Source organism: Frigoribacterium sp. CFBP9029, assembly GCF_034045305.1.
Lineage (GTDB): Bacteria > Actinomycetota > Actinomycetes > Actinomycetales > Microbacteriaceae > Frigoribacterium.
The window spans coordinates 273,733-292,683 of sequence record NZ_JAXCWB010000004.1; the positions used below are offsets into that span (position 1 = coordinate 273,733).

Annotated in this window: 22 protein-coding genes; 11 read left to right on the forward strand and 11 right to left on the reverse strand. The window is 63.7% G+C overall.

What is annotated here, in order from left to right:
* The first annotated feature begins 78 nt into the window (after positions 1-78).
* On the forward strand, positions 79-726 hold the full coding sequence (locus SOM11_RS07955) for a Panacea domain-containing protein (protein WP_082059913.1): 648 nt from the start codon (positions 79-81) through the stop codon (positions 724-726).
* A gap of 52 nt (positions 727-778) precedes the next feature.
* Positions 779-1,378: a hypothetical protein gene (locus SOM11_RS07960; protein WP_152970200.1), complete on the forward strand. Its 600-nt coding sequence runs from the start codon at positions 779-781 to the stop codon at positions 1,376-1,378.
* A gap of 30 nt (positions 1,379-1,408) precedes the next feature.
* On the opposite strand, the gene SOM11_RS07965 is transcribed toward SOM11_RS07960, so the two are convergent.
* From SOM11_RS07965 to SOM11_RS07975, 3 genes are all read right to left on the reverse strand, one after another.
* Positions 1,409-2,503 (reverse strand): CHAT domain-containing protein, encoded by a 1,095-nt coding sequence (locus SOM11_RS07965; RefSeq protein ID WP_055811506.1) that lies wholly within the window; start codon positions 2,501-2,503, stop codon positions 1,409-1,411.
* A 781-nt stretch (positions 2,504-3,284) separates the two neighbouring features.
* Positions 3,285-3,749, reverse strand: a complete 465-nt coding sequence (locus SOM11_RS07970; RefSeq protein WP_243214019.1) for a DUF805 domain-containing protein — start codon at positions 3,747-3,749, stop codon at positions 3,285-3,287.
* A 144-nt stretch (positions 3,750-3,893) separates the two neighbouring features.
* A complete protein-coding gene (locus SOM11_RS07975) occupies positions 3,894-4,487 on the reverse strand; it encodes a recombinase family protein (protein WP_243214021.1) in 594 nt (197 codons plus the stop codon).
* Positions 4,488-5,178: 691 nt separating this feature from the next.
* Between SOM11_RS07975 and SOM11_RS07980 the strand changes: the two genes are divergently transcribed.
* The 3 genes from SOM11_RS07980 (at position 5,179) to SOM11_RS07990 (ending at position 7,416) form a co-directional block, all read left to right on the forward strand.
* Positions 5,179-5,505, forward strand: coding sequence for a helix-turn-helix transcriptional regulator (locus SOM11_RS07980; RefSeq protein ID WP_320477700.1), 327 nt, complete (start codon positions 5,179-5,181; stop codon positions 5,503-5,505).
* Between the two features lie 239 nt (positions 5,506-5,744).
* Positions 5,745-6,335: a sigma-70 family RNA polymerase sigma factor gene (locus SOM11_RS07985; RefSeq protein WP_320477701.1), complete on the forward strand. Its 591-nt coding sequence runs from the start codon at positions 5,745-5,747 to the stop codon at positions 6,333-6,335.
* 511 nt (positions 6,336-6,846) lie between these two features.
* Positions 6,847-7,416: a recombinase family protein gene (locus tag SOM11_RS07990; protein ID WP_192061773.1), complete on the forward strand. Its 570-nt coding sequence runs from the start codon at positions 6,847-6,849 to the stop codon at positions 7,414-7,416.
* A gap of 40 nt (positions 7,417-7,456) precedes the next feature.
* Here SOM11_RS07990 and SOM11_RS07995 read toward each other — a convergent pair whose 3' ends face one another.
* On the reverse strand, positions 7,457-7,801 hold the full coding sequence (locus tag SOM11_RS07995; RefSeq protein WP_192061774.1) for a hypothetical protein: 345 nt from the start codon (positions 7,799-7,801) through the stop codon (positions 7,457-7,459).
* A gap of 76 nt (positions 7,802-7,877) precedes the next feature.
* On the opposite strand from SOM11_RS07995, the gene SOM11_RS08000 reads away from it, so the two are divergent.
* Positions 7,878-8,144, forward strand: coding sequence for a hypothetical protein (locus SOM11_RS08000; protein WP_320477702.1), 267 nt, complete (start codon positions 7,878-7,880; stop codon positions 8,142-8,144).
* A 455-nt stretch (positions 8,145-8,599) separates the two neighbouring features.
* Complete coding sequence (locus SOM11_RS08005) at positions 8,600-9,646, forward strand: hypothetical protein (RefSeq protein WP_320477703.1); 1,047 nt, start codon at positions 8,600-8,602, stop codon at positions 9,644-9,646.
* A 103-nt stretch (positions 9,647-9,749) separates the two neighbouring features.
* Here SOM11_RS08005 and SOM11_RS08010 read toward each other — a convergent pair whose 3' ends face one another.
* The 5 genes from SOM11_RS08010 to SOM11_RS08030 all read right to left on the reverse strand — a co-directional run bounded on the left by SOM11_RS08010 (position 9,750) and on the right by SOM11_RS08030 (position 12,964).
* The gene (locus SOM11_RS08010) at positions 9,750-10,664 is read right to left on the reverse strand and encodes an aminoglycoside phosphotransferase family protein (protein WP_244637325.1); all 915 of its coding nucleotides are present in this window, start codon (positions 10,662-10,664) and stop codon (positions 9,750-9,752) included.
* Between the two features lie 175 nt (positions 10,665-10,839).
* Positions 10,840-11,328 (reverse strand): DUF3515 family protein, encoded by a 489-nt coding sequence (locus SOM11_RS08015; RefSeq protein WP_320477704.1) that lies wholly within the window; start codon positions 11,326-11,328, stop codon positions 10,840-10,842.
* 81 nt (positions 11,329-11,409) lie between these two features.
* Positions 11,410-12,027 (reverse strand): hypothetical protein, encoded by a 618-nt coding sequence (locus SOM11_RS08020; RefSeq protein WP_320477705.1) that lies wholly within the window; start codon positions 12,025-12,027, stop codon positions 11,410-11,412.
* A 201-nt stretch (positions 12,028-12,228) separates the two neighbouring features.
* Entirely contained in the window at positions 12,229-12,432 is a 204-nt protein-coding gene (locus SOM11_RS08025) for a hypothetical protein (RefSeq protein ID WP_320477706.1), read from the reverse strand.
* A gap of 55 nt (positions 12,433-12,487) precedes the next feature.
* Entirely contained in the window at positions 12,488-12,964 is a 477-nt protein-coding gene (locus SOM11_RS08030) for a hypothetical protein (protein ID WP_320477707.1), read from the reverse strand.
* A 219-nt stretch (positions 12,965-13,183) separates the two neighbouring features.
* On the opposite strand from SOM11_RS08030, the gene SOM11_RS08035 reads away from it, so the two are divergent.
* Both SOM11_RS08035 and SOM11_RS08040 read left to right on the forward strand, forming a co-directional pair.
* Positions 13,184-13,759: a sigma-70 family RNA polymerase sigma factor gene (locus tag SOM11_RS08035; RefSeq protein ID WP_320477708.1), complete on the forward strand. Its 576-nt coding sequence runs from the start codon at positions 13,184-13,186 to the stop codon at positions 13,757-13,759.
* Positions 13,756-14,550 carry a hypothetical protein gene (locus tag SOM11_RS08040; protein WP_320477709.1) on the forward strand — a complete coding sequence of 265 codons (795 nt, stop codon included), beginning with the start codon at positions 13,756-13,758 and terminating at the stop codon, positions 14,548-14,550. The genes SOM11_RS08035 and SOM11_RS08040 overlap by 4 nt, the downstream gene beginning before the upstream one ends.
* Before the next feature lie 421 nt (positions 14,551-14,971).
* Here SOM11_RS08040 and SOM11_RS08045 read toward each other — a convergent pair whose 3' ends face one another.
* The gene (locus SOM11_RS08045; protein ID WP_320477710.1) at positions 14,972-15,394 is read right to left on the reverse strand and encodes a hypothetical protein; all 423 of its coding nucleotides are present in this window, start codon (positions 15,392-15,394) and stop codon (positions 14,972-14,974) included.
* Between the two features lie 1,637 nt (positions 15,395-17,031).
* Complete coding sequence (locus SOM11_RS08050) at positions 17,032-17,505, reverse strand: hypothetical protein (protein WP_192061841.1); 474 nt, start codon at positions 17,503-17,505, stop codon at positions 17,032-17,034.
* A gap of 518 nt (positions 17,506-18,023) precedes the next feature.
* On the opposite strand from SOM11_RS08050, the gene SOM11_RS08055 reads away from it, so the two are divergent.
* The gene (locus SOM11_RS08055; RefSeq protein ID WP_320477711.1) at positions 18,024-18,482 is read left to right on the forward strand and encodes a hypothetical protein; all 459 of its coding nucleotides are present in this window, start codon (positions 18,024-18,026) and stop codon (positions 18,480-18,482) included.
* A gap of 35 nt (positions 18,483-18,517) precedes the next feature.
* Positions 18,518-18,951 (forward strand): hypothetical protein (locus SOM11_RS08060; protein WP_320477712.1); only part of this gene is annotated, 434 nt, incomplete at its 3' end.

The window sequence follows — 18,951 nt, forward strand, 5'->3', positions numbered from 1 at the left end:
CTGGCGCATGCACTCAAGATGCCGCATGGCTTACAGCTGGAGGGAATCAACATCGCGTAGTGTGAGTTGATCTCGTTGATGGGAATCATGACGAATGGGGGGTTGACCGTGGAGCGAACCGTTGCTGCTGCATCGATTGCGTCACGTCTGCTCGTCGCCGCGAACCACGATGGTCGAAGTCTCACCAACCTGCAACTGCAAAAGCTCGTCTTCCTTGTTCAGAGCAAGGGGCTGTCAGAGCGACATGCGCCGACGTTCCGAGAGCCGGTTCAGGCCTGGAAAAACGGCCCCGTGGTCAAGCCTCTCTACGGCTTGTACAAGGAGTACCACGATCAGCCAATAGCTCACATCGACACCTCAGCCATCAGCGTTGAGGAGTTGCGTGAGGAAGTCATCGATGACGTCGAAGACGTGTGGTCGCTTTTTGGAGATATGACTGGGGGCGCGCTCTGGGCACTGACCCATGAGCCGGGCCGAGTGTGGGACAAGCATTACCGCGAGGGTTCGCTGAACATTGAACTGCCTCAGCCGGAGATCGGAAGCGACTGGGCCGCGTACCGGCGGGTAGCGGAGCTTCGCAAGGCTGGGCGGTTGCGGGCCTCCGAACATGCCGCGATTGAGCATCCGTCGCTCGGCACTGCTCAATTTGCTACGACATCTGGTCCCGCCTACGAGGCAGCAAAGTCACGATTCCGCCTTTCGCGGCCCGTTAGGCGTGCCAACTGACGCAGGGACGGGATCGCCAGCTAGGGCTTCACGCCTTGTAGTCATCCTGGACGTGAACGTCTACCTCGACGCCGCCCGAGTCGTCGGCGCGCCGTTCACCTGGGAGCGGCTCGAAGCAGCAGGGGTCCGGGCGCGAGCCGATGGAGTTCCGCACCGTAGGGATCCGGGACTTGACAGCGTGTTGACCATCCTCGCCTGCGCGGGCGGCCAGCACGCAGACGGGCGCAGCCTGAGTGTCTGGACGAGCGACCACATCAACCTCATGGTCGCATCTAAGGCTGCCCATCCCACATCGGGCGTCGGGAACCCAGGTCTTGGATGGCTAGACGCCGATGCCCAGACCTTGCTCGAGGACCTCGTTTGGGAAGTCGTCATTCGCTCGGAGGGTGACACGGTGGGTGAGATCGTGAGCGCCTACGGGGACCCGCCGCTCGATCATGAAGATGGGACGGTGTACGCAACCGCCCGGGATGCCGACGATCCTGATGATGGCTACGTCGACCGCGTGTGCATCACTCGTGACACCGGCTTCCTCAACGCTTCACTCCCAGGCCTGATCCAGGTTGTTTCGCCCAGCACGTGGATCCTGGAATACCAGGCTGAAGAGCGGAAGCGAGCTATGCGTCGTCTTAGCGCCGCCCGTCCGCGTTGAACCTCACCATTCCTTCTGGCTTTGTCGGACTCAAGAATCCGAAGGTAGTTCGGACAGCACAAGGCGAGCTTCGTAGGGGTTGTAGCCCACAGCGGCATACAGCTGCGGGAGATCATGATCAGGCAGCCCCATCATCTCGAGAGCTGTTTTGGCGAGATCGTGCGAAGCGCCGATGGACTGTCCGTCCGCGATGGACGCATAGAAGCGCGCCGCGTAGTTGATCGCATCAGAATCTCCGATCGAATCGGAATGACCGATAGCAAAGGCCGCAATGCCTTCTGTGAGGCGACGAGCCTGTTCCGCGGTCTTGCACGCATTCAGGACGACGAGAAGGGGAGTTTCGTCGACAGCTTGTAGAGCACGGCCAAGTAGCCGGCCGGACATCGCGCGGCCGTCATTGTGGGCGTCGACATCCTCTTCGAAGACGATGACGTCCTCGTTGCCGTGGCCGGAGAAGTGGACGACGTGAGGGGTGCCCTGCGTGAGACCGTTCAAGAGGTCCTCACCCGTCGCAGCCGGCCGGACGTCTAGCCGAACCTGATCGCGACCAGACGCGAACCGAACTGCATCCTGGATTTGCTTTTGCTCGCGTCCGACACGGAGGTCATCTCGGCCTGACGAGGTGAGGACGAGGATGCGGAGGCGCTCTTTCTTCGGCTGTCGAAGTTCGGCTATCGCTCTCTCGTGCACGTCGAAGCGCATCGCCGTCTCGTCGCGCAGACGGCCCGTCTCAGCTCTGGCTGCCGTCACTTGCTGAGCTCGTTGCCGTTCTAGGGCTGTGTCGGTCTGCTCACGCTTCCGCTCCGACGCCTTCTGTTCCGACCTCTCGGCGGTTGACAGCTGCTTTTGTAAAGCCACTTCCTCAACCAGGTACTTGCTCGCCTTGGTCTGCCAAGCGGCGGCGTCCTTGCCAGCGGCATTGGCGTCCTGCTCGTACCTGTCCGCGTCCCGCGATCGTGACTTTCGCGTCGAGTCGTTGCTCGTCTTGGATGCCGCAGCCCGAGCCTTCGTTGCATCGGCGCGCTTGGCGTTCTCCTTCGTTCGCGCTGCCGACGCCTTCTTCTCGGCATCGGCCTTTTGTGCGCGCTTCCGCTCGAGTTGAGACCGAATCGTCGAGCTGCTCATGGGACGAGGTTAAGGGAACGGCCCGACTCTCGAACGCGAAAGCGTCCGAGAGGCCGCACGGCGCGGTGACCTCGGTGCGCCCCCTGCGTCCGCGCATGGGGTGCTCATGCTCGAGGATCCCCCACTGGGCCGCGGGGCGGCCCGCCACCGCCCAGGTCAACTCGTCAACCATCTGGCGCCGTGGGGAGGCTTGCCCGATCGCAGGCGCGGCCACGGCAAGTCCAGTGCGCTTACGAGGTTGAGGGAGCCCGCAGGGGAAATCGCAGCGACGCTCGGGGGAAATTCAGCTTCAGTCGGGTGTCCAAGGCCCGACTCCGCGGCGATTCAGGGGTTGTGCAAACAACCCGCCACAGAAAACCCCTGGTCATCCAGGGGTTTTCTATTTTCCTGGGCGGTCCGTGGCGCACTCATGGTGCAGTCTGCGAGAAGAGCCGCCTTGCGGACGCGTCTCGAAGCATCAGATGAGCGTGTTTCGTCAGAACGACATGGTCCCGGTCTATGGCTCGAGCGTTTGATGCGTGCGGATGGTGACAAGTCCCGCTAGCCCTCACTCCGTCATGGAGAACCCTTCGACGCTGGAGGGCTCTTTCCGGATGTTTGCGCCTCAGAGACAGCAGGCTCGACCATCGTAAGTACTAGCGTTCGACTTTAAGCCGCTTCGCATCGCCCAGGCCCGGCCACTTTCGACGACAGGATGACCTGTCCGATAGGCCGTCGTTGACCGGGCGGTGGTTGCGCGGCCGTCCCCGTGTGATTGCTAGGGGTGTTCGAGGTAGTTGGTCTAGTCGAACCGGATGCCTGAGGCTCGGCTTGGGAGCGCGAGCATGACGATCAGCGCGGCCCATCCAAGGATGGGGATGAGGGCCAGGAAGAACCAGCCTCCGCTGAGGTCGGCGTCATGGAGTCGGCGCCAGGTCACGGCGAGGGACGGGACCAAGGTCGCGAGACCGAAAAGCGTTGTCAGGACGTTGGGTGCGTCCCAAGTGACGGGTTGGTTGTAGATGTAGGTGGCGTCACCGGTCAGGGCGGCGCCGAGTAGGCCCATGGCGAGGCTGAAGGCCACGTTGATGAGCCCCCACCACCAGAATTCGGCTCGGCCGGCACGGCCGGAGAACGTGGCGTATTTGCGGAAGAACCGGCTCATCGCGACGGGGAGCGAGGCTCCGTAGTGCGGCAAACGAAGCGGGATCATGCCGAGGGCGTCTTGTTCGTGCATTCCGTAGCCGATGGGGTCAGGCAAGCTCACGTCATTGCTCCGTCCAGTCCAACAGGGTCAGGGAGGGTCTAGAGGTGCTTGAAATTGAGCTCGGCAACGCTGCCGACAATTAGTGGCGTCCTGGCCATCCCGGCTAGCAGTCTCGCAGACTCTAACTACCGCACGAGAACAGGCTTACGAGTGCTTCGCTTGTGCGTCCAGTGTGGCGATGCGCCGGTAGAGAGTTGCACGGGACATGCCGAAATCTCGGGCAACCTGCGATGGCGGGTGGCCGGCGTCGAGAAGCCTGATTGCTGATCGGATCTGGCTGTCGGTGAACACGGGACGTCGTCCGCCGAGGTCGCTGCCTGTCTGGCGTCTCTTCGAGACGGAGTCGCGGACGCGTTCTCGTTTGATCTCGAGCTCCATCTGGGCGAGCGCTGCCATGACGGAGAACACCATCGATCCCATGGGGGTGGATGTGTCGACGTCGCCACCGCCGAGGTTGAGGACGCGGAGGCCGGCGCCGCGGTCTCGGAGCTGTGCTGCGAACCCGAGCATGTCAATAGTGGAGCGGCCTAGGCGGTCGAGGGTCGTCACGACGAGTGTGTCTCCTTCGTGGAGAGCGGCAAGGGCTCGGTCGAACGCGGGTCGTGATGCGCGCGCACCGGACACGCCCTGGTCGACGTACAGGTCATCTCGCCGGACGCCTGCCGTGAGCAGATCCTGTTCTTGCCGATCAGTGTCTTGCTGACGGGTCGAGACCCGCGCGTACCCGATCAACCTCATCGAGGCACCGCGTCTGTCTCGCAACCAATCTTCATGACACCGATTCTTCACCACGGTTGCGATACATGGTTATGAGACTCGCCGTGTCCTGGAATTGTGGGCTTTGGCTGGCTCGCTGCTTGGGGTTGACGAGACGTCTTACAACCGTAAGGTTGTGAGAGTCTCTCGGCGAAGCTTGATTGGATCGGCGTTGCTGTCTGTCGCTAGGTGGGACTTACTTGTTCCCGAATCATGTAGCCCCTGAGTTCCGGGTATGGAGATGATGAACTGCCTCAAGTGGGTGCATGAGGGGCAGTCATACGAGGCATGCGATTTCGGTTCGTTCGTCCGAGTTCATGTTCCAGAAGACAGCTACGGGCGCGCAGATCATTTGGACGTGTCGACCGGAGCGTCATGGACATGTGAGCCCCAGAGGACCCTGACCGTGGTCACCCTGAAATGCGAGGGCGTCGGAATAACGTTGACTGCTTCTTCCTTCGTTGCTCGGATGTTGTGTCTCTGGTTTGCGAGAGTGGCAACGGGGTAGCGCTAGTCGAGCGGATGCCAGTGGTGCCAAAAACTCATTGGTCGCGAAGGCACCTGGGGTGTTCGGTAGGGGGTGGACTAGTGGACGTAAGTCAGGGCCCCCTACTCGATTTGAGTAGGGGCCTGACTTACGTGGGGGTGCGGGTGCTGCTCGCCGGCCACGTCGGTGGTTGCGTGCTTCGCACGGCGAGCGGTCGAGTACATCCACGCCAGTGTCCATCTGCCTATCACCGCCACCGACGTCGCCAAGGCCGCGAACCTCAGTCCGCGAGGACTCCAGCAGGCCTTCAGTCGGCAGCTCGGAACGACACCGACCGACCTCATCCGCACCGCCCGCCTCGAGCACGTTCGTGCCGAGCTCCTGAACCTCGACGCTGACGTCAACACCGTCGCGGAAGTGGCCCGCAGGTGGGGGTTCACCCACCTGAGCCGGTTCGCGGGGGCGTATGCCGAGAAGTACGGCGAACACCCCAGCGACACCCTCCGACGCTGACCCATCAAGCGTCGACTGGGCTGGACTGGACTGGACTGGACTGGACTGGACTGGACTGGCTTGGCGTGGCCTGGCCTGGCCTGGCCAGGACAGGCCAGGCTTGGCCTGTCCTGGGGGATTCGTATGCCCTGTTTCCGCAGCATGCCCGAACTGGGGTCACCACAAAATATGCGCGCGCATACAGTGGCATCTGTGTCTGGGGAACACGTCGCCGTGCACCGCTTTCGAATGGACACCTCATGACACTTGCGCCCGCTCTACCGGCCGACGTCGAGCGATCAAACGAAGACCTCCTGAGCCTCTCCGTTGAGGGCAACGATCGGGCGTTCACGGCCCTGTACGACAGAACATCCTCACGAGTTCTGGGGCTTGTGCGACGGATCTTGATCGATCCGGCCCAGTCCGAAGAAGTGACCCAGGAAGTATTTCTCCAGGCATGGAAAGAGGCCGCCCACTTCGACCCTTTGAAGGGCACGGCTACGGCGTGGCTGCTCGTCAGGGCCAGGCGCCGCGCCATCGACCGTGTCCGGTCATCCCAAGCCGCCCGCGACCGTGACGTGGCAGTCGGCATCCGAGACCTCGAAGCGACCCGCGACGACGTTGCCGAGACGGCAGAGATCCTGATCGAGCACCAGCGTGTCGCAACCAGCATGAAAGCCCTCACCCCCGCCCACCGCGAAGCCCTCGAACTGACGTACTTCGGCGGGTACACCCAATCCGAAGCAGCAGTGAAAGCTGGTGTCCCGATCGGGACGATGAAGACCCGCATCCGAGACGCCCTGATCGCGCTCAGGAAGCTCGTCGTCGAACCCCGCCCCGCGTGGAGCTAACGCCCGCACATGCGACGAACTCTTGCGGGCGCCTAGCAGATTAGGCGCTGTGGTCCTATTCTGAGCGTGCCCTGTGGTGGTACCCCGGGCACGGCCCCGATCGTCTGCTCCTGATCCGCAGACGACCGGCAGCCCGCACACGCGCCCGCCCGAGCGGGGGCGTGTGGACGTTCACGGACAGCCCAGTCGAGAAGCGCTCTTCTTTCGTGAGGAATGTTCCTAGGATCGACATACCTCGAGACGGTTCAGGACTCGGGAAGGCCCAGCCCCCAAGGCCTGACTAGTGGACCCGGCAGCAACAAGGTCACCCGAAAGACGCACCATGATCAGGTCGCTCATGCATGAGACGAACGGGATGACCACGAACTGACCCCTAGCCGGTCGTTCATCGGGACACCTTTGCGGGCCTGTCGCGACCGGCTGAAGTCAAGAGGGGCTTGGCCTGCGAATTCGCGTATGCCTGTCCCGCAAAAATGCCCGGTGAAGGGGGTCTAAACGCTACAGTCGTCGGATGCTCATCGGATACGCCCGCGTCTCGACGTCTGGACAAGATCTCGCAGCACAGCGGGATGGTCTTGCAGCACTCGGTGTCGACGATCCACACGTGCACGTTGACCATGGTTTGTCGGGCACAACTCGAGCCCGGCCGGGCCTGCGAGAGGCACTGGCGGCATGCCGTGCCGGAGACGTCCTCGTCGTCACCAAGCTCGACCGTCTCGCCCGCTCACTGCGGGACGCGACGGACATAGCGGACGAGCTGACGAAGAGGGGGGTCGCGCTGAACCTCGGGGGAGCGGTCTATGACCCCACCGATCCAGTGGGCCGGCTCCTGTTCAACGTGCTCGGCATGGTGGCCGAGTTCGAGGCCGACCTCATCCGTGCCCGGACCCGGGAGGGCATGGCGATCGCCAAGGCCGCCGGCAAGCTCCGCGGCCGCAAGCCCAAGCTCACCCCCTCGCAGGAGAAGCACCTCGTGCAGCTGCACCGCACGGGCGCCCACACCACCAGCGAGATCGCCGAACTTTTCGGCGTCGCCCGCTCGACGGTTTACAGAGCGATCCAGCGCGCGGCCGAAACGTGATCGAGTCCCGGCTGAGGCATCTGTGATTAGTTCCCAGTACCTAGTTCCGCAGGGGCACGATGTTGGCGACCAGGGCAAATGCCGGGGCACTCAGTACTACGAGTACTCCTGCAATGAGGCCGAGTCGGCGCCCCGTTCCGCCGCGGATCCCGGCGATCGTAGCCAGAAGGAGCGCAGCGACAATGCTCAGCGGCACCCCGAAGAAGAGGACGTAGCCGCCAGCTTCCTGGACTGCGGACACGGGGATGGCGGCGATCCCTTTCACCCACCATCCAAGGAAGATGCCGGCAGCCAAGCTCAGACATGAGCACAGAACAGCGAGCCAGCCAACAAACTGCAGAACTCGGTCGCGGCGAGTGGACGCGATCGCCTCCTTCGTGTTCATAGCAGCAGGATCGCACACCGGCGTCAGGCAAGACATCGTGCCTGATAGTCGATCGGCGTCCGGCACACTGGTCGGCATGCAAAGAGAGGTGTCCCTTGTTCTCTTCGAGGGGCTGTCGTGGCCGCTACGCGAGAATATTCTGCTCAACGATGAGGCGCGAACGACTTATTCGCCAGAGGAGTACGGCCTTTCTGCACGGCTGACGCAGCAGCTCTACGACTGGACCGAGTGGTGGTATGCGCACGAGATGCGTCAGTCTCCCCGCCATCGACAGTGGGCGGTTCGGCTCGTTCGAGACCTCCAAGCTGAGCTTGGCCCGGACTTCGTCGTACTTCTCGACTAGACGCGTTGGACAGCCGGCTGGAATTGAGTGCCCGCTAGACGATCGATTAACGCTCACGCATCGTGAGACTCGTCGTCTGACGGCCCTTCTGGCTCGAAACCGCGGTCGAAGACCTTGTCTGCCCGGTACCAGACCATGATGCCTGCAACCGCAAGGGCGGCGGGAAGGGAGCGGGCGACCCAAGCCACCCACGCAATGTCCGGCGCGATCGCGCCAGCAAGAACTGGGGCAAGGAGCATCACTAGGCCGGCGACGACAAGAGCGATAGCTAAGCGACGGCGTCTGCGGGCTGCGTGAGATTGCACGTGCGCATTGTGACACCTCCGTCGTGTGGGTGGTGCCCGTTAGACGATCGGTCATGGGGCGGTCACTGTGTAGGGCAGTGGGACACTTCTGCTATGCCTCGTTTGTCGCTCCCGGTTCTCCTCGATGGAGCGCGTTTTCGCGGCGTGTGCATGGCGGTCGCGGGGGGCATTAGCGACGAGGTGTCGGGGGCCGTCGGGGAGATTGCACTCGAGGTTGCTGACGCATTCGCCTTGCCCGGCACGTTCTCGATCCCTCCTCGGGATCTCAAGCGATTGGTCCGAGCTCTCGAGACGCTTCGTCTCGACGATGTCCGGTCGTGGAGCGACCCGCTCCTGTTCTTCCGTGCGCTGACGGCCACAGTCGACGCGGCTATGCCATGGCAGGCGCCCTACGTCAGCGATGCCCTGACCGCGGATGCCTCGGTCCGCGAGGCCTTGGTGCCTGTGGCGGCGGCGATCTCGGCCGCACCGGGCACGGCGTGGTGGGCCAGTGATGTCGATATGACCAATCAGTGGGTCACGACTCCTCTCAGAGAGGGTCGGGTCGTCCCGAACAGCAGCCCGGGCCCGATGACCCGGGTCCTTGATGAATGGTCCGTGAATCACGACAGGGAGAACGTCGACCTGAAGAGGCCGAGAGATCGCGCGTCACGCACGATCAATGGTTCCTGGTGGTCGACGCCGCACACATATGGACAAGCTCAGGGTGAATGGGCGCGACCGCCCTCGTCGACCCGTCGCATCGGTGACCTCGGGGCTGTGAGCCTCATGCTCGTCGAGGACAGTTTCGGAGACGGCGAAGCGCTCCTGCAAAGGCTGACCATGTCTCGACATCTACGTGTGGTCGAGATCCACAGCATCGAGGACTGGGCTGCCCTCGTGGCGCGCTATCCGCGGGATGCCCGGTGGGCGCGCCGCGGCACCTGGTGGGGATCGACGGGCCGTGATGAGCAGTGGTTCATCCCCGACTACCGAGAGGTTGCGCGTGATTTCGATGGCATCCACGTCTCAGTCCAGGGCTACCTCGCTGCGGCCGGTGAGGTGGTCGAGGTCCCAGGCGGTGCGATCGTGCTGGCGGGGTGGTCACCCGACGAAACCTTCTGGCTCACCGATGACGTTGCGATCGATGGTGACACCGAGGAGTGGCGGTTCGACGACGATGACAACGTCAGCGGATGGAGACGCATCCAGCACTGAACGCATGGGTCGCATGTCCCGTTAGGGGATCGGCTACTGAGACGGTCTCCTGACCGATGCAGAATGCGCGGTTCGCGGCACCTTCCGTGGGTGAGCGGTCGAATCAGATGGCGAGTGCATCGAGCAACTTCGCACGTTCGATGTTGTCGCGCGCTTGCGTTAGTTCGGACCGGCTGGTGTACCAGAGCGACGATTCGACCAGGCGTGCCACGCACCAGGCTGCGATGCGGACCGGCGACTCCCCGGTCAGGTCTGCAAGCAGAGAAATTCGATTCCGCAGATGCCCTTCGGTGTCCGGGAGCGAGAAGGGGTCGTCGATCTGCATGAGCAACGGGCACAAGTCGTAAGACGGGTCGCCGACCATAGGTTTCGGATCAATGACGAGCCACGGCTCTCGCGTCGCGGTGAGGAGGTTGCCGGGGTTGTAGTCGCCGTGCACGACCACTGTCCGCGGGGCCGTTACAGGGAGCTCCCGAAGCAGCGCGTTTCCTCGCGCGACCGCGACGTGGTCGAGATCTGGCCGGAACGTGCGCATTCGCTCCTCGACGAGGTCGGCCCACTCGGCGGCGACGTCGGCCACACGCTCGAATCGTGTGGTCGGGGCGGGCGCTGTAGTCGTGTCGGAATCGTTTGAGGCTGTGCGGGACCACAACCGGGTGAGTAGATCCGCGGCAATCGACAGCCGGCGTTCCGGCGACAGATCGTGCCGGTCGGCTAGTCGTACGCCTGGATCGCATCGTTCGAGCAAGAGCACGAACGGATCGTTGAGGTCCGCTTGGAGCAGCCGGACCGACCCTGAGCCGTCCCACCATCGAAGCGCCGCGGCCTCGTCGCGCGCCTCGCGGTGCGGGAATGAAAGCTTGAGAACTGCGTCGCGGCCGGCGGCGGTCCGCACGGAGACGACGTATGACGCACTCCCGCCGGGGTGCACGCGTCCGAGCGTCAGGCCCCAACGGGCCACAGAGCGGGCCAATAGGTCGGGAACGGTGCTCCGCCATGCCTCCTTCGTTGGCCACATGGACAGCAGTTTACGAGCACACCGCCGCAACCACAGCGCGAGCACCGCAATCGTCACGACTGCCAGGAGCAAAGCTCCTTTCGCGGTCCGGGACGGACGACGAGACCGCCGCAAGTCAGTCAGGTTGGGGGTGGACCTGTCTCGATAGCCGATCGCTGATCGCTACGTCCCGTCACTAGGGCAAATCTTCGGTGCTCGTGCACGCTCGCCCATTTGTTGGGAGGTACCCGACAGCGTCTGCGAGGTCTTCCATGACGTTTGCTCCGGTCAGCTTTGTTGTGCTGAAGATGACCTCCACGGCGGGAGAGCGGCCATAGGTGGTCAAGATGGCGCTCTGGGGGTCGTTTTCGGGGGAATCGACAATCCAGTCGACCCCCTGGATCGTGTAACAGGGCAGATCCGTGGGACCTGGTTCTGTGGCACCGCAGCGAAGCAGGACGGTCGTGGGTTCTCCCCAGGCGCCAGTGGCTTGGGCATCTGTCTCGCGTCGCGTTTCGGTTTCACCGATGGAGTCAGGAAGATGCACGGTGACCTGCGCGCATTCCACTGAGTTGGCATCAGCGGCAGGGACCATGGGGACTGTTGCTTCGCATCCTGCCAGCGACACCGCAGCGAGAGCTCCTGATGTCGCAGCTACGAGCAGTCGCATGCGCAGGGTTCTCATGGCGAGACCGTACCTCGGCCTTGCGTGTTGGCGCTCTAGATGTTGAATGCGTCCCGATAGGGGATCGATGGCCGGTGCGCGCTAGTTGCCCTCGTTGCTCCAGATGGGTCGAGCTTGGCGAGCTGCGACTGAGTAGGCGTGAGCATCGAACGTGTGCCGTGCCTCCGAGACGTCGAATTCGGGCCAGCTCATGACGAGTTCGAGCTGGCCGTCCGGGGGGACGGGCCACAGCCACAGTCGAGCCGAGGTCGTGAAGTAGGAGTCGTCGCCCGACCCGCCCTGTTCGGTGAGGTTCAACACGGGTCCTGTCGGAGCCTTGGCGGGATCGTCGTGGAATGCGTCGCCGACGTCAGCGACGACTTTCGTCCCGTCGTCGAGGACGACGCCGAAACGGATGCTGCGAGCGGGGTCGACTGCCCCGTTGCCCCAGCGTCCGCCCCCGAACCTGTCCATGAGGGTGGCCCAGTCTCGGCGGTTTTGGTGATGGTTGCGGAGTAACCACTGGACGTCGATCTGTAGGCCTGCGGCGTGGACCGAGAGCCCGGTGACTGTGACGGCGATGTCGTCGGTCGTCGCCAGGATCGTCGAAATGCCGATGCGACTCGGGAGCCAGTCGATAGGGGGCGCAGCCCACTCAGGAGCCACGTAGTGCTCTGACGCGTCGTCGTCGGGAGGCGTGACTTCGGGGAAGAACGTCATGAGTTACTTCACCATCCGCACGTGGTCTGCGCAACAGCCTTGGCGAGCTCGTGGATCTGGTCTCGCCTGCGCCCCGTAGGAGATCCTTCATCGAGATCTTTCCGGACTGGTCTATCGAGACGTTCCGACCCGTGTGACTGCGGGGGAGTGGTTGACGCGCGCGGTCGTTCGGTGACCGATCCGCGAGTGGCCGCTGTCGGACTACCTCTTCCGCCAGACCTGTCGCCGCATGGCCAAGCCGGACGCGATGTTCGCTGCTCCGGCGACGATGATGAACCATGAGGCAGCGGTCGAAGACCCAGACACGTCGTCGGTCCCAGGAGACGTAACAAGGAGCACCCCGCCACCGATCAGGACGAACGCGCCGACGCAGACCAATAGGGTGCCGAAGGACTTCGCGGACATGACTGCACAGTAGCTCGATGGGCCCGAGCCTCGGGTGCGCCCGTTAGCCGATCGGCTACCGAACGGGCGGCGCCTCTCGTCGTGCCAGTCGGCGCAAGCTCAATGCCGCTGTGAGGCCGGCACCTGATGCGGCAACGAGTCCGACGATGGCACCCGAAAGGGGATCACCGAAGAAGAGGCCCAGAGCCAGGCCTGCTGAGATGCCGACAACTGCTGCTGTGGCCAACACCGCTAATGTCTGGCTTCTCGATCTGCCCCAGCGGGGGCGCTGCCGCCATAGCGACGCGCTGACGAGTCCGGCAACCGCTCCGATGAGGGCGAAGACCACGGCAGCAGGAACTGCGTAGACGAGCGCGATAACGACCCATCCCGCGATCCCGGCGCCGTCGAGTCCGGCGAAGGCAGCCCACACGACGATCCACACGATGGGTAGCAGCAGCGCACAGCCCGCGCCGACCGCTGCCCCTGTCCCGACCAAGACACGGGCATCCGACCGCGGCGCGCGTACCGGACGCTCAACGTCAACGCTCATGAGGACTCCCCCTTCCCCATGAGGCTAAGGCTTGCACCCGGGCATGAGCATCCCCCCCCGACCAGGTGCGCCGACTCTCCTGAGGAGACGAGCTACGCAGCACGATCAGCGGCTCGGGGAAGGGGGCGTCAGTGTCCGATAGACGATCCCGCTATGGGCCGGCCGCGGGTCGGTTCAGGTGCTTTGAAACACGGTGGCCCTGGCCGGACACTCTTGAGTGTGAACAACGATCAGGACGACGGCCCCCTCTGGGCCCGGGCTCAACGCGACGAGGGGGCGGCTTTCGCTGCACTCTTCGATCGACACAGGGCTCGTGTCTACCGGCGGGCACTGACTCTGGTGGACAAGCATCACGACGCGGACGACGTCACTGCAGCGGTGTTCTACGAGCTCTGGCGGAAGCGACGCAGCGTCACTCTTGTCGCGGACTCTCTCCTGCCCTGGCTACTTGTCACGACCGTGAACCTTGGGCGGAACAATCGCCGTGCAGCCGCGAGATACCGGGCCTTGCTGGCCCGTTTACCGCGACAGGATGAGCAGGTGCAGAAGGATCTCGAGGACATCGAATTGACGGACAGGCTGCGGGCCTCACTGCGAGGACTGTCCTTGGGAGATGCCGCACTGCTCGTGTTGACGAGTCTCGAGGACGTGCCCGTCTGGCAGGCCGCACAGTCCCTGGGCCTCAAGCCGTCGACGGCTCGGGTGCGGCTTCACCGGATTCGGCAACGCCTCCGCGTCGACCTGCATGATCTCAACCCCTCGACAAGCCCGGCACAGGAAGGCGTTCTCTCGTGAACATCGACATGCGACCCGACACCTCCGCCGCAATCCGGGCCGAGCTCGCCGCCATCGGAACCAAGCACAGCGTCTTACAGCGCAGGCAGCGGCGGACACGCCTGGCACGGGCCGCGCTCGGGGCGGGCGCGATCGCCGTTGCAACCACCGCGGCAGCGCTCTTCGTCGCGGGTGCGCCTGGATCGACCGTGACCGCGGCCCTTGGCGACACGACGACCGCCACGCACACCGGCCCTGCTGTGGTCGACATCGGCCAAGCACCTTCGACCGCTGGCGCAGTCATCGCCGACATTACTTGCCTCTCCGACAGCGGCGTAGTGCAGGTTCCCACCGGAGACGGGAGCACAGCCAGCGCCATCCACTGCTCTCAAAGCCCGACCGGCACGATGCACGTCATTGACGGCCAGCTACCAGCGAAGGGCTCCTCCGACTTCAGAGTCGATGCGTCTCCAGAGACGAAGTGGCGAGCTGCACTTCAATACGCCTCCACGGCCACGTCCAAGTGGGAGGTCAACGCACGAGGTCAGACCTACGGCATCGAGAACCGGAACGGCCACCCGGACCTCGTCCCATATGCCACGGACAGTGGAGAGCAAGGTTGGGCGCTTTGGGATGACGCTTACGGCGAGGAAATGACTGGACCGATCAACATCTACCGAACTGACGGCGTCACGGTCATCGGAGTCGCGACACCGCCAGCGGAGACGCTGCCTGACGTGCCCCTGGATCAAGGCCTCATCGATGATCTCGACTCGGTGGAAACCGCATCCCCGGTGCCGCCCGCTGAATAAGCGTGCGACTGTAGCAAACATGGTGTCCCGATAGCCGATCCTCGACCGGCCACGACGGAAGCTATACGAGCCAGCTCGTGGCGAAGAGAACGACTCCGACGGCGAGGGCGAGTGCTCCGACCGCTAGCAAGCGAAACTGCTTGTGTCGTGGCAGCTCTTTTCCCTGGCTGTACTTCAGGCCAATGTGACCGAGTACGCCGAACACGACGAGCAGACATGGAAAGTAAGCGAGTCGGAGCCACTCGGAAGTAGTCATCCTGCATCTTCCCGCGTACTGACCGTTGCACGGCGGCCCGCAGCGGTGTCTCGGTAGCAGATCCCCTAGCGGGACAGGTTGGTCACACTGGAGGGGACGATACGAACGCTAAGCCAGCCCGTTCGAGCCGTGCTTCCGTCATGAGGCGACTGGCAGACTGTGTAGTCAGCGGAGCGACACCAGGAGGTGGGCGCGGAGCAGCGTGCTGCCGTCCGGCACGGTCGGATTTTCTACGGCCGACCAAGAAGCTGACGGCCCTCCGTTCATCGAGATCGTGAGCGTGTCGCCATCCCCTGGGCTGCAGCCAGAAATCATCTCGTTGGCACCGCCCGCGACAACCTTCGCGAGGACGCAGAATTCACCATCCGCGTTCCGCGCCGCCCAGAATTGCGAGCCCTTAGCCTCACCGAGGTACCGCGCCGACTCCGGGTCGAGATCCGCGAGCACCACACTCTCAACTTGGGGCAGCGCGTCTGAACTGATTTGTTCCTCAGCAAAGACGTCATCCGTTGTAGCGAAGGAGCAGCCCGCTAGCGCCCCGGCCCCCAGAAGCACTATCGCCAACCGTGCCCACTTCCCCGTGTTCATGGCCTCATCCTGGCCGAGCAATGAACCCAGCGCCAGGGCAGCCCACTATTTGCCTCCAGAATTAACGTCGCAACCGTCGCGGCGAAGGATCCCCTATCGGACCCCGCCCTTCGGTCTCGACCACGCGGTCGAAGTTCGCTAACTTCAGACATCACTACTTCTCGGAGGCGCTGTGCTCTCGATCGTCATCGTCCCAGTGGCTCTCATCATCGTGCTGGCCCTGCTCGGGATGGCCATCCTCGGGACTGCCAGAACGAGTCTTACCCAGAAGCGCCAGGATGCTGAGGCGAGAGAGCGTCGGCAGGCCCGTGCAGGTCGAGGGAGGACAGGTGACGCGACCGCGAACACCGCTAGGACCTTGGGCTCTCCAGGCGACGAGGCGGTCCGCTAGCCGATCCCCTATCGGGCGCTAAAGCGCCCCCAAGTTCTAGATTTAGCGCTCGAGGCCGCCACGAATCGCGCTCTGGCAAGCAACGCCAGAACAAACGACGCTGTAGAACGGTCAAGTGATTGATCTAGCCGAGGCTCGTTCGCTTGAACTCGTTACACCCAAAACCGTCGACGAAGCGAGCCAAGTTCTGGCTGGGTGGCTTGCCGAGAAAAGCCGGGCACCACGAGAGGCAAGCGCAGAAGGTGCCCTGGACCTGGGCTCGCGATTTGCTTATCGAATGTGGGGCGCTAGCAGACGGGGCCAGGCCAGGCTTCCGATGCGACTGACTTGGCGTGTGAGCGGAAGCGGAAGTGAGAGCAACGTCTCTCTCCACATGCGCAGCAACGAGGGCCGGTACCTCGTCCGTACCTATCAACATCACCTCGTCTACGAGCGCACTTTCGATCAGCTGGTCAGAGAGGTGACCGCAGTGTTTGAGTAGCGGATTCCCTATCGGACTGTCAGTCGTCAGTCGCCGTGGGGCCCGGACCCCTCATCGAGGCCAGGTCTTGAAGAGCTGCAAGGTGTGCATCGACGGCATTGTGGTCTTCTGCTTCGCTGGGGGCGACGACAGGAGTAGGCGCGACCGTCGCGGTGCCCAGACGCGGACCCGAGGTGCCCTCGCTTCCCCGGCGGGTAAAGCCTTCCTGGCCGGGACTGAGAGCCGCTACGAGTCTGGGTGGAGTTGCTCAGCCCGACCGAGCCCGACAGCAACGACGGGGACCCCTCGTCGCGGTCACCACCGAGCTTCAGTCGCATCTACGGGCCCTCTAGACGTTTTCCCCGGGAACGAAGGACGGCGAACAGATGCTTTACCGGTGGCGCCTTTGCGACCCGCTGAGCATGGCGACAACCCCGAACACGAGTCCCACGGCGCCAACAATCAAACCCAGCCCGAGCCCGGCGGCCAGGCCGAAGTTGACACCAATCTCAGAAGAGGTGGCGGCTGCGTAGTCGCACAGGACATAGAGAGTGAACCCGACAGCGAGAAGGATCACGCTCGTCACAAAGAACCGCCTAGAACCACTCAACGTCATCTACCTCTCATAGGCCCCCCTCGTGAGAGCACCGCGACTGACACTAGAGCCACGGCGCCCACTGGCACGCCCCGGCCCCGATACGTCCGGCCAGCCATCGTCTAGCGGTCCGGATCGAGCTTGCAAGTCCCGCGGGGTCACAGGTGACGCGAGAGGCCGAGAGGACCTGACTAGACAACCCGTCCAAGGCGTGCCCGAACGGATCGTTGGAGCATGGCCGGGTACAGCTGCAAGACGATCGTCGACACCATCAACCAGGCGGCACCGGGGGAGGTGCCGGCCACGAGCGCAGCCACCGCGAGGCCGAGCCCCGCAGCGGCACACAGCAGATGCGCGACCTCTGAACGACGAGTGTGTTGCTCGAGGGCCAGCATCCCTGCTCGTGTGACCTGGTAGTTGCGCTCCCGAGTGATGACTCGGTTCCAGCCAACAACGGTGAGCAAGCGACCGAACGCACCGACACCGGCCATCCGGAAGAAGCTCGCTTGCCGCTCCGAGACCCTCCACCATCTGCCTCGCAGAGGAGGGAAATGCTCCGTGACGGTGAAAGCCGCCCAGGCCATGAGGAGAAACTGGACCACGATCGCGAACACGGGCTGCTCGGGACCGATCGAATGCCACCCCGCGACGATGAACCCGGCCACGACGGAAGTCGAGACGAAAAATCTCAGCATCAGAGGTCCGTCCTCGTCTTCGTGCTGATGTCGACCGTCAGCGGCACGTCTCGCACGCACGAGTGAAGAGGAGCGATCCTCCGGTGGTCTCATCGTGTTCGCGGCGGGGCTCCCCGAGATAGTTCGGGTCGATACAGCGGCTCACCGACGCTTCCGCCGCGGAGGGGTCGCACTGCCGTGCACGCGCGTCGGCCCCCAGATGTTAAAGAGCAACTCGATGACCGTGCCCAAGCCAGCTGCGACCGTGAAGAACAGGGCGGTGATCGTGTTCTTTCGTGACGTGCGCGGTAGGTGCATGAAGGTCCCTCTCGATAGCGAGAGCTTCAGGCTATGCCGAACCGAACCGAGCCGAGCCGAGCCGAGCCGAGCCGAGCCGAACCGTTCCGCTATCGCGCATCGCAGCGGGTCGGGTGCCTCGATAGCCGATCGCTGGCCGGGCCCCCGCAGTTGGAGTCGCGACGAAGTGCGCTTCATGCCATCCTTCGATCGTGCGCCCCCGATCGCTCTGCCTACTCGTCGTGACCCTCTGTGCTGTCAGCCTCGCCGGGTGCTCCGAGGTCGATCCCGGTGAGCAGGCCGGCGACATCGCTCTGTGGCTTGACCAGGCGCCGTCAGCGGTGCAGGACGACGGCGACGAGCTGGTCGTCTTGGCAGCGGTCGCCGATCGCGGCGAGGGAGCCGGCGGCAGCGCGATCTCGGCGACCTTCGAGGAGCCCGTGACGATCAGGCGAGTCGAACTCGAGTGTTTCGGCGACGGATCCGTCGAGGGGCTGTTCGGTCTGACGTCGGCTACCGGTGCCGTCGACACGACGTCCGCCCGTGAGAGCTGCGCCGAGGGCGTGCTCGAGCTGGACATCCCGGAGTCGTCCCGCAAGGGCGTGACGAACGTCAGCTTCTCCTCGGTCGCGAGCACCGAAAACGGCGCATGGCGCGTCATCGTCCGATAGGGGATCGATCGGCGGGCACGTGTCGCTTCTGCCCGATGCGTCGCGTCTGGGAAGCTGTCGATGACGACGGGGGCAATGTGCGGCGAGTCTTGGTGTGGGTGATGGTGGTGGCCGCCGCCGGAGCTACGGCTGCAGTGTTCTTGGCGACGCAGACCGCGTCTGCGACGCCATTGGTGTTCGTCGCGGCAGCATTCCCGCAGCTTGCATTCTTCGGGGTGGCCCTCGTTTCCATGGCGGTGGTCATCGCGGCGATCAGGGGTCGCCTCCGACTCGCCACGTCCGCAGGGCTAGTTGTCCTCGTCGTTAGTGCTGGCCTCGGAATCGTCTTGACGGCGGGAAGGCCGGCACCATCGACAACGGTGCCCACCGGATCCTCGTCGGCGGGGCAGCTACGAATCCTGTCGTGGAACACCAACCAACAAGACGTCTCAACCGAGCAGTTGGGCGCGTTGATCAAAACCGAGCAAGC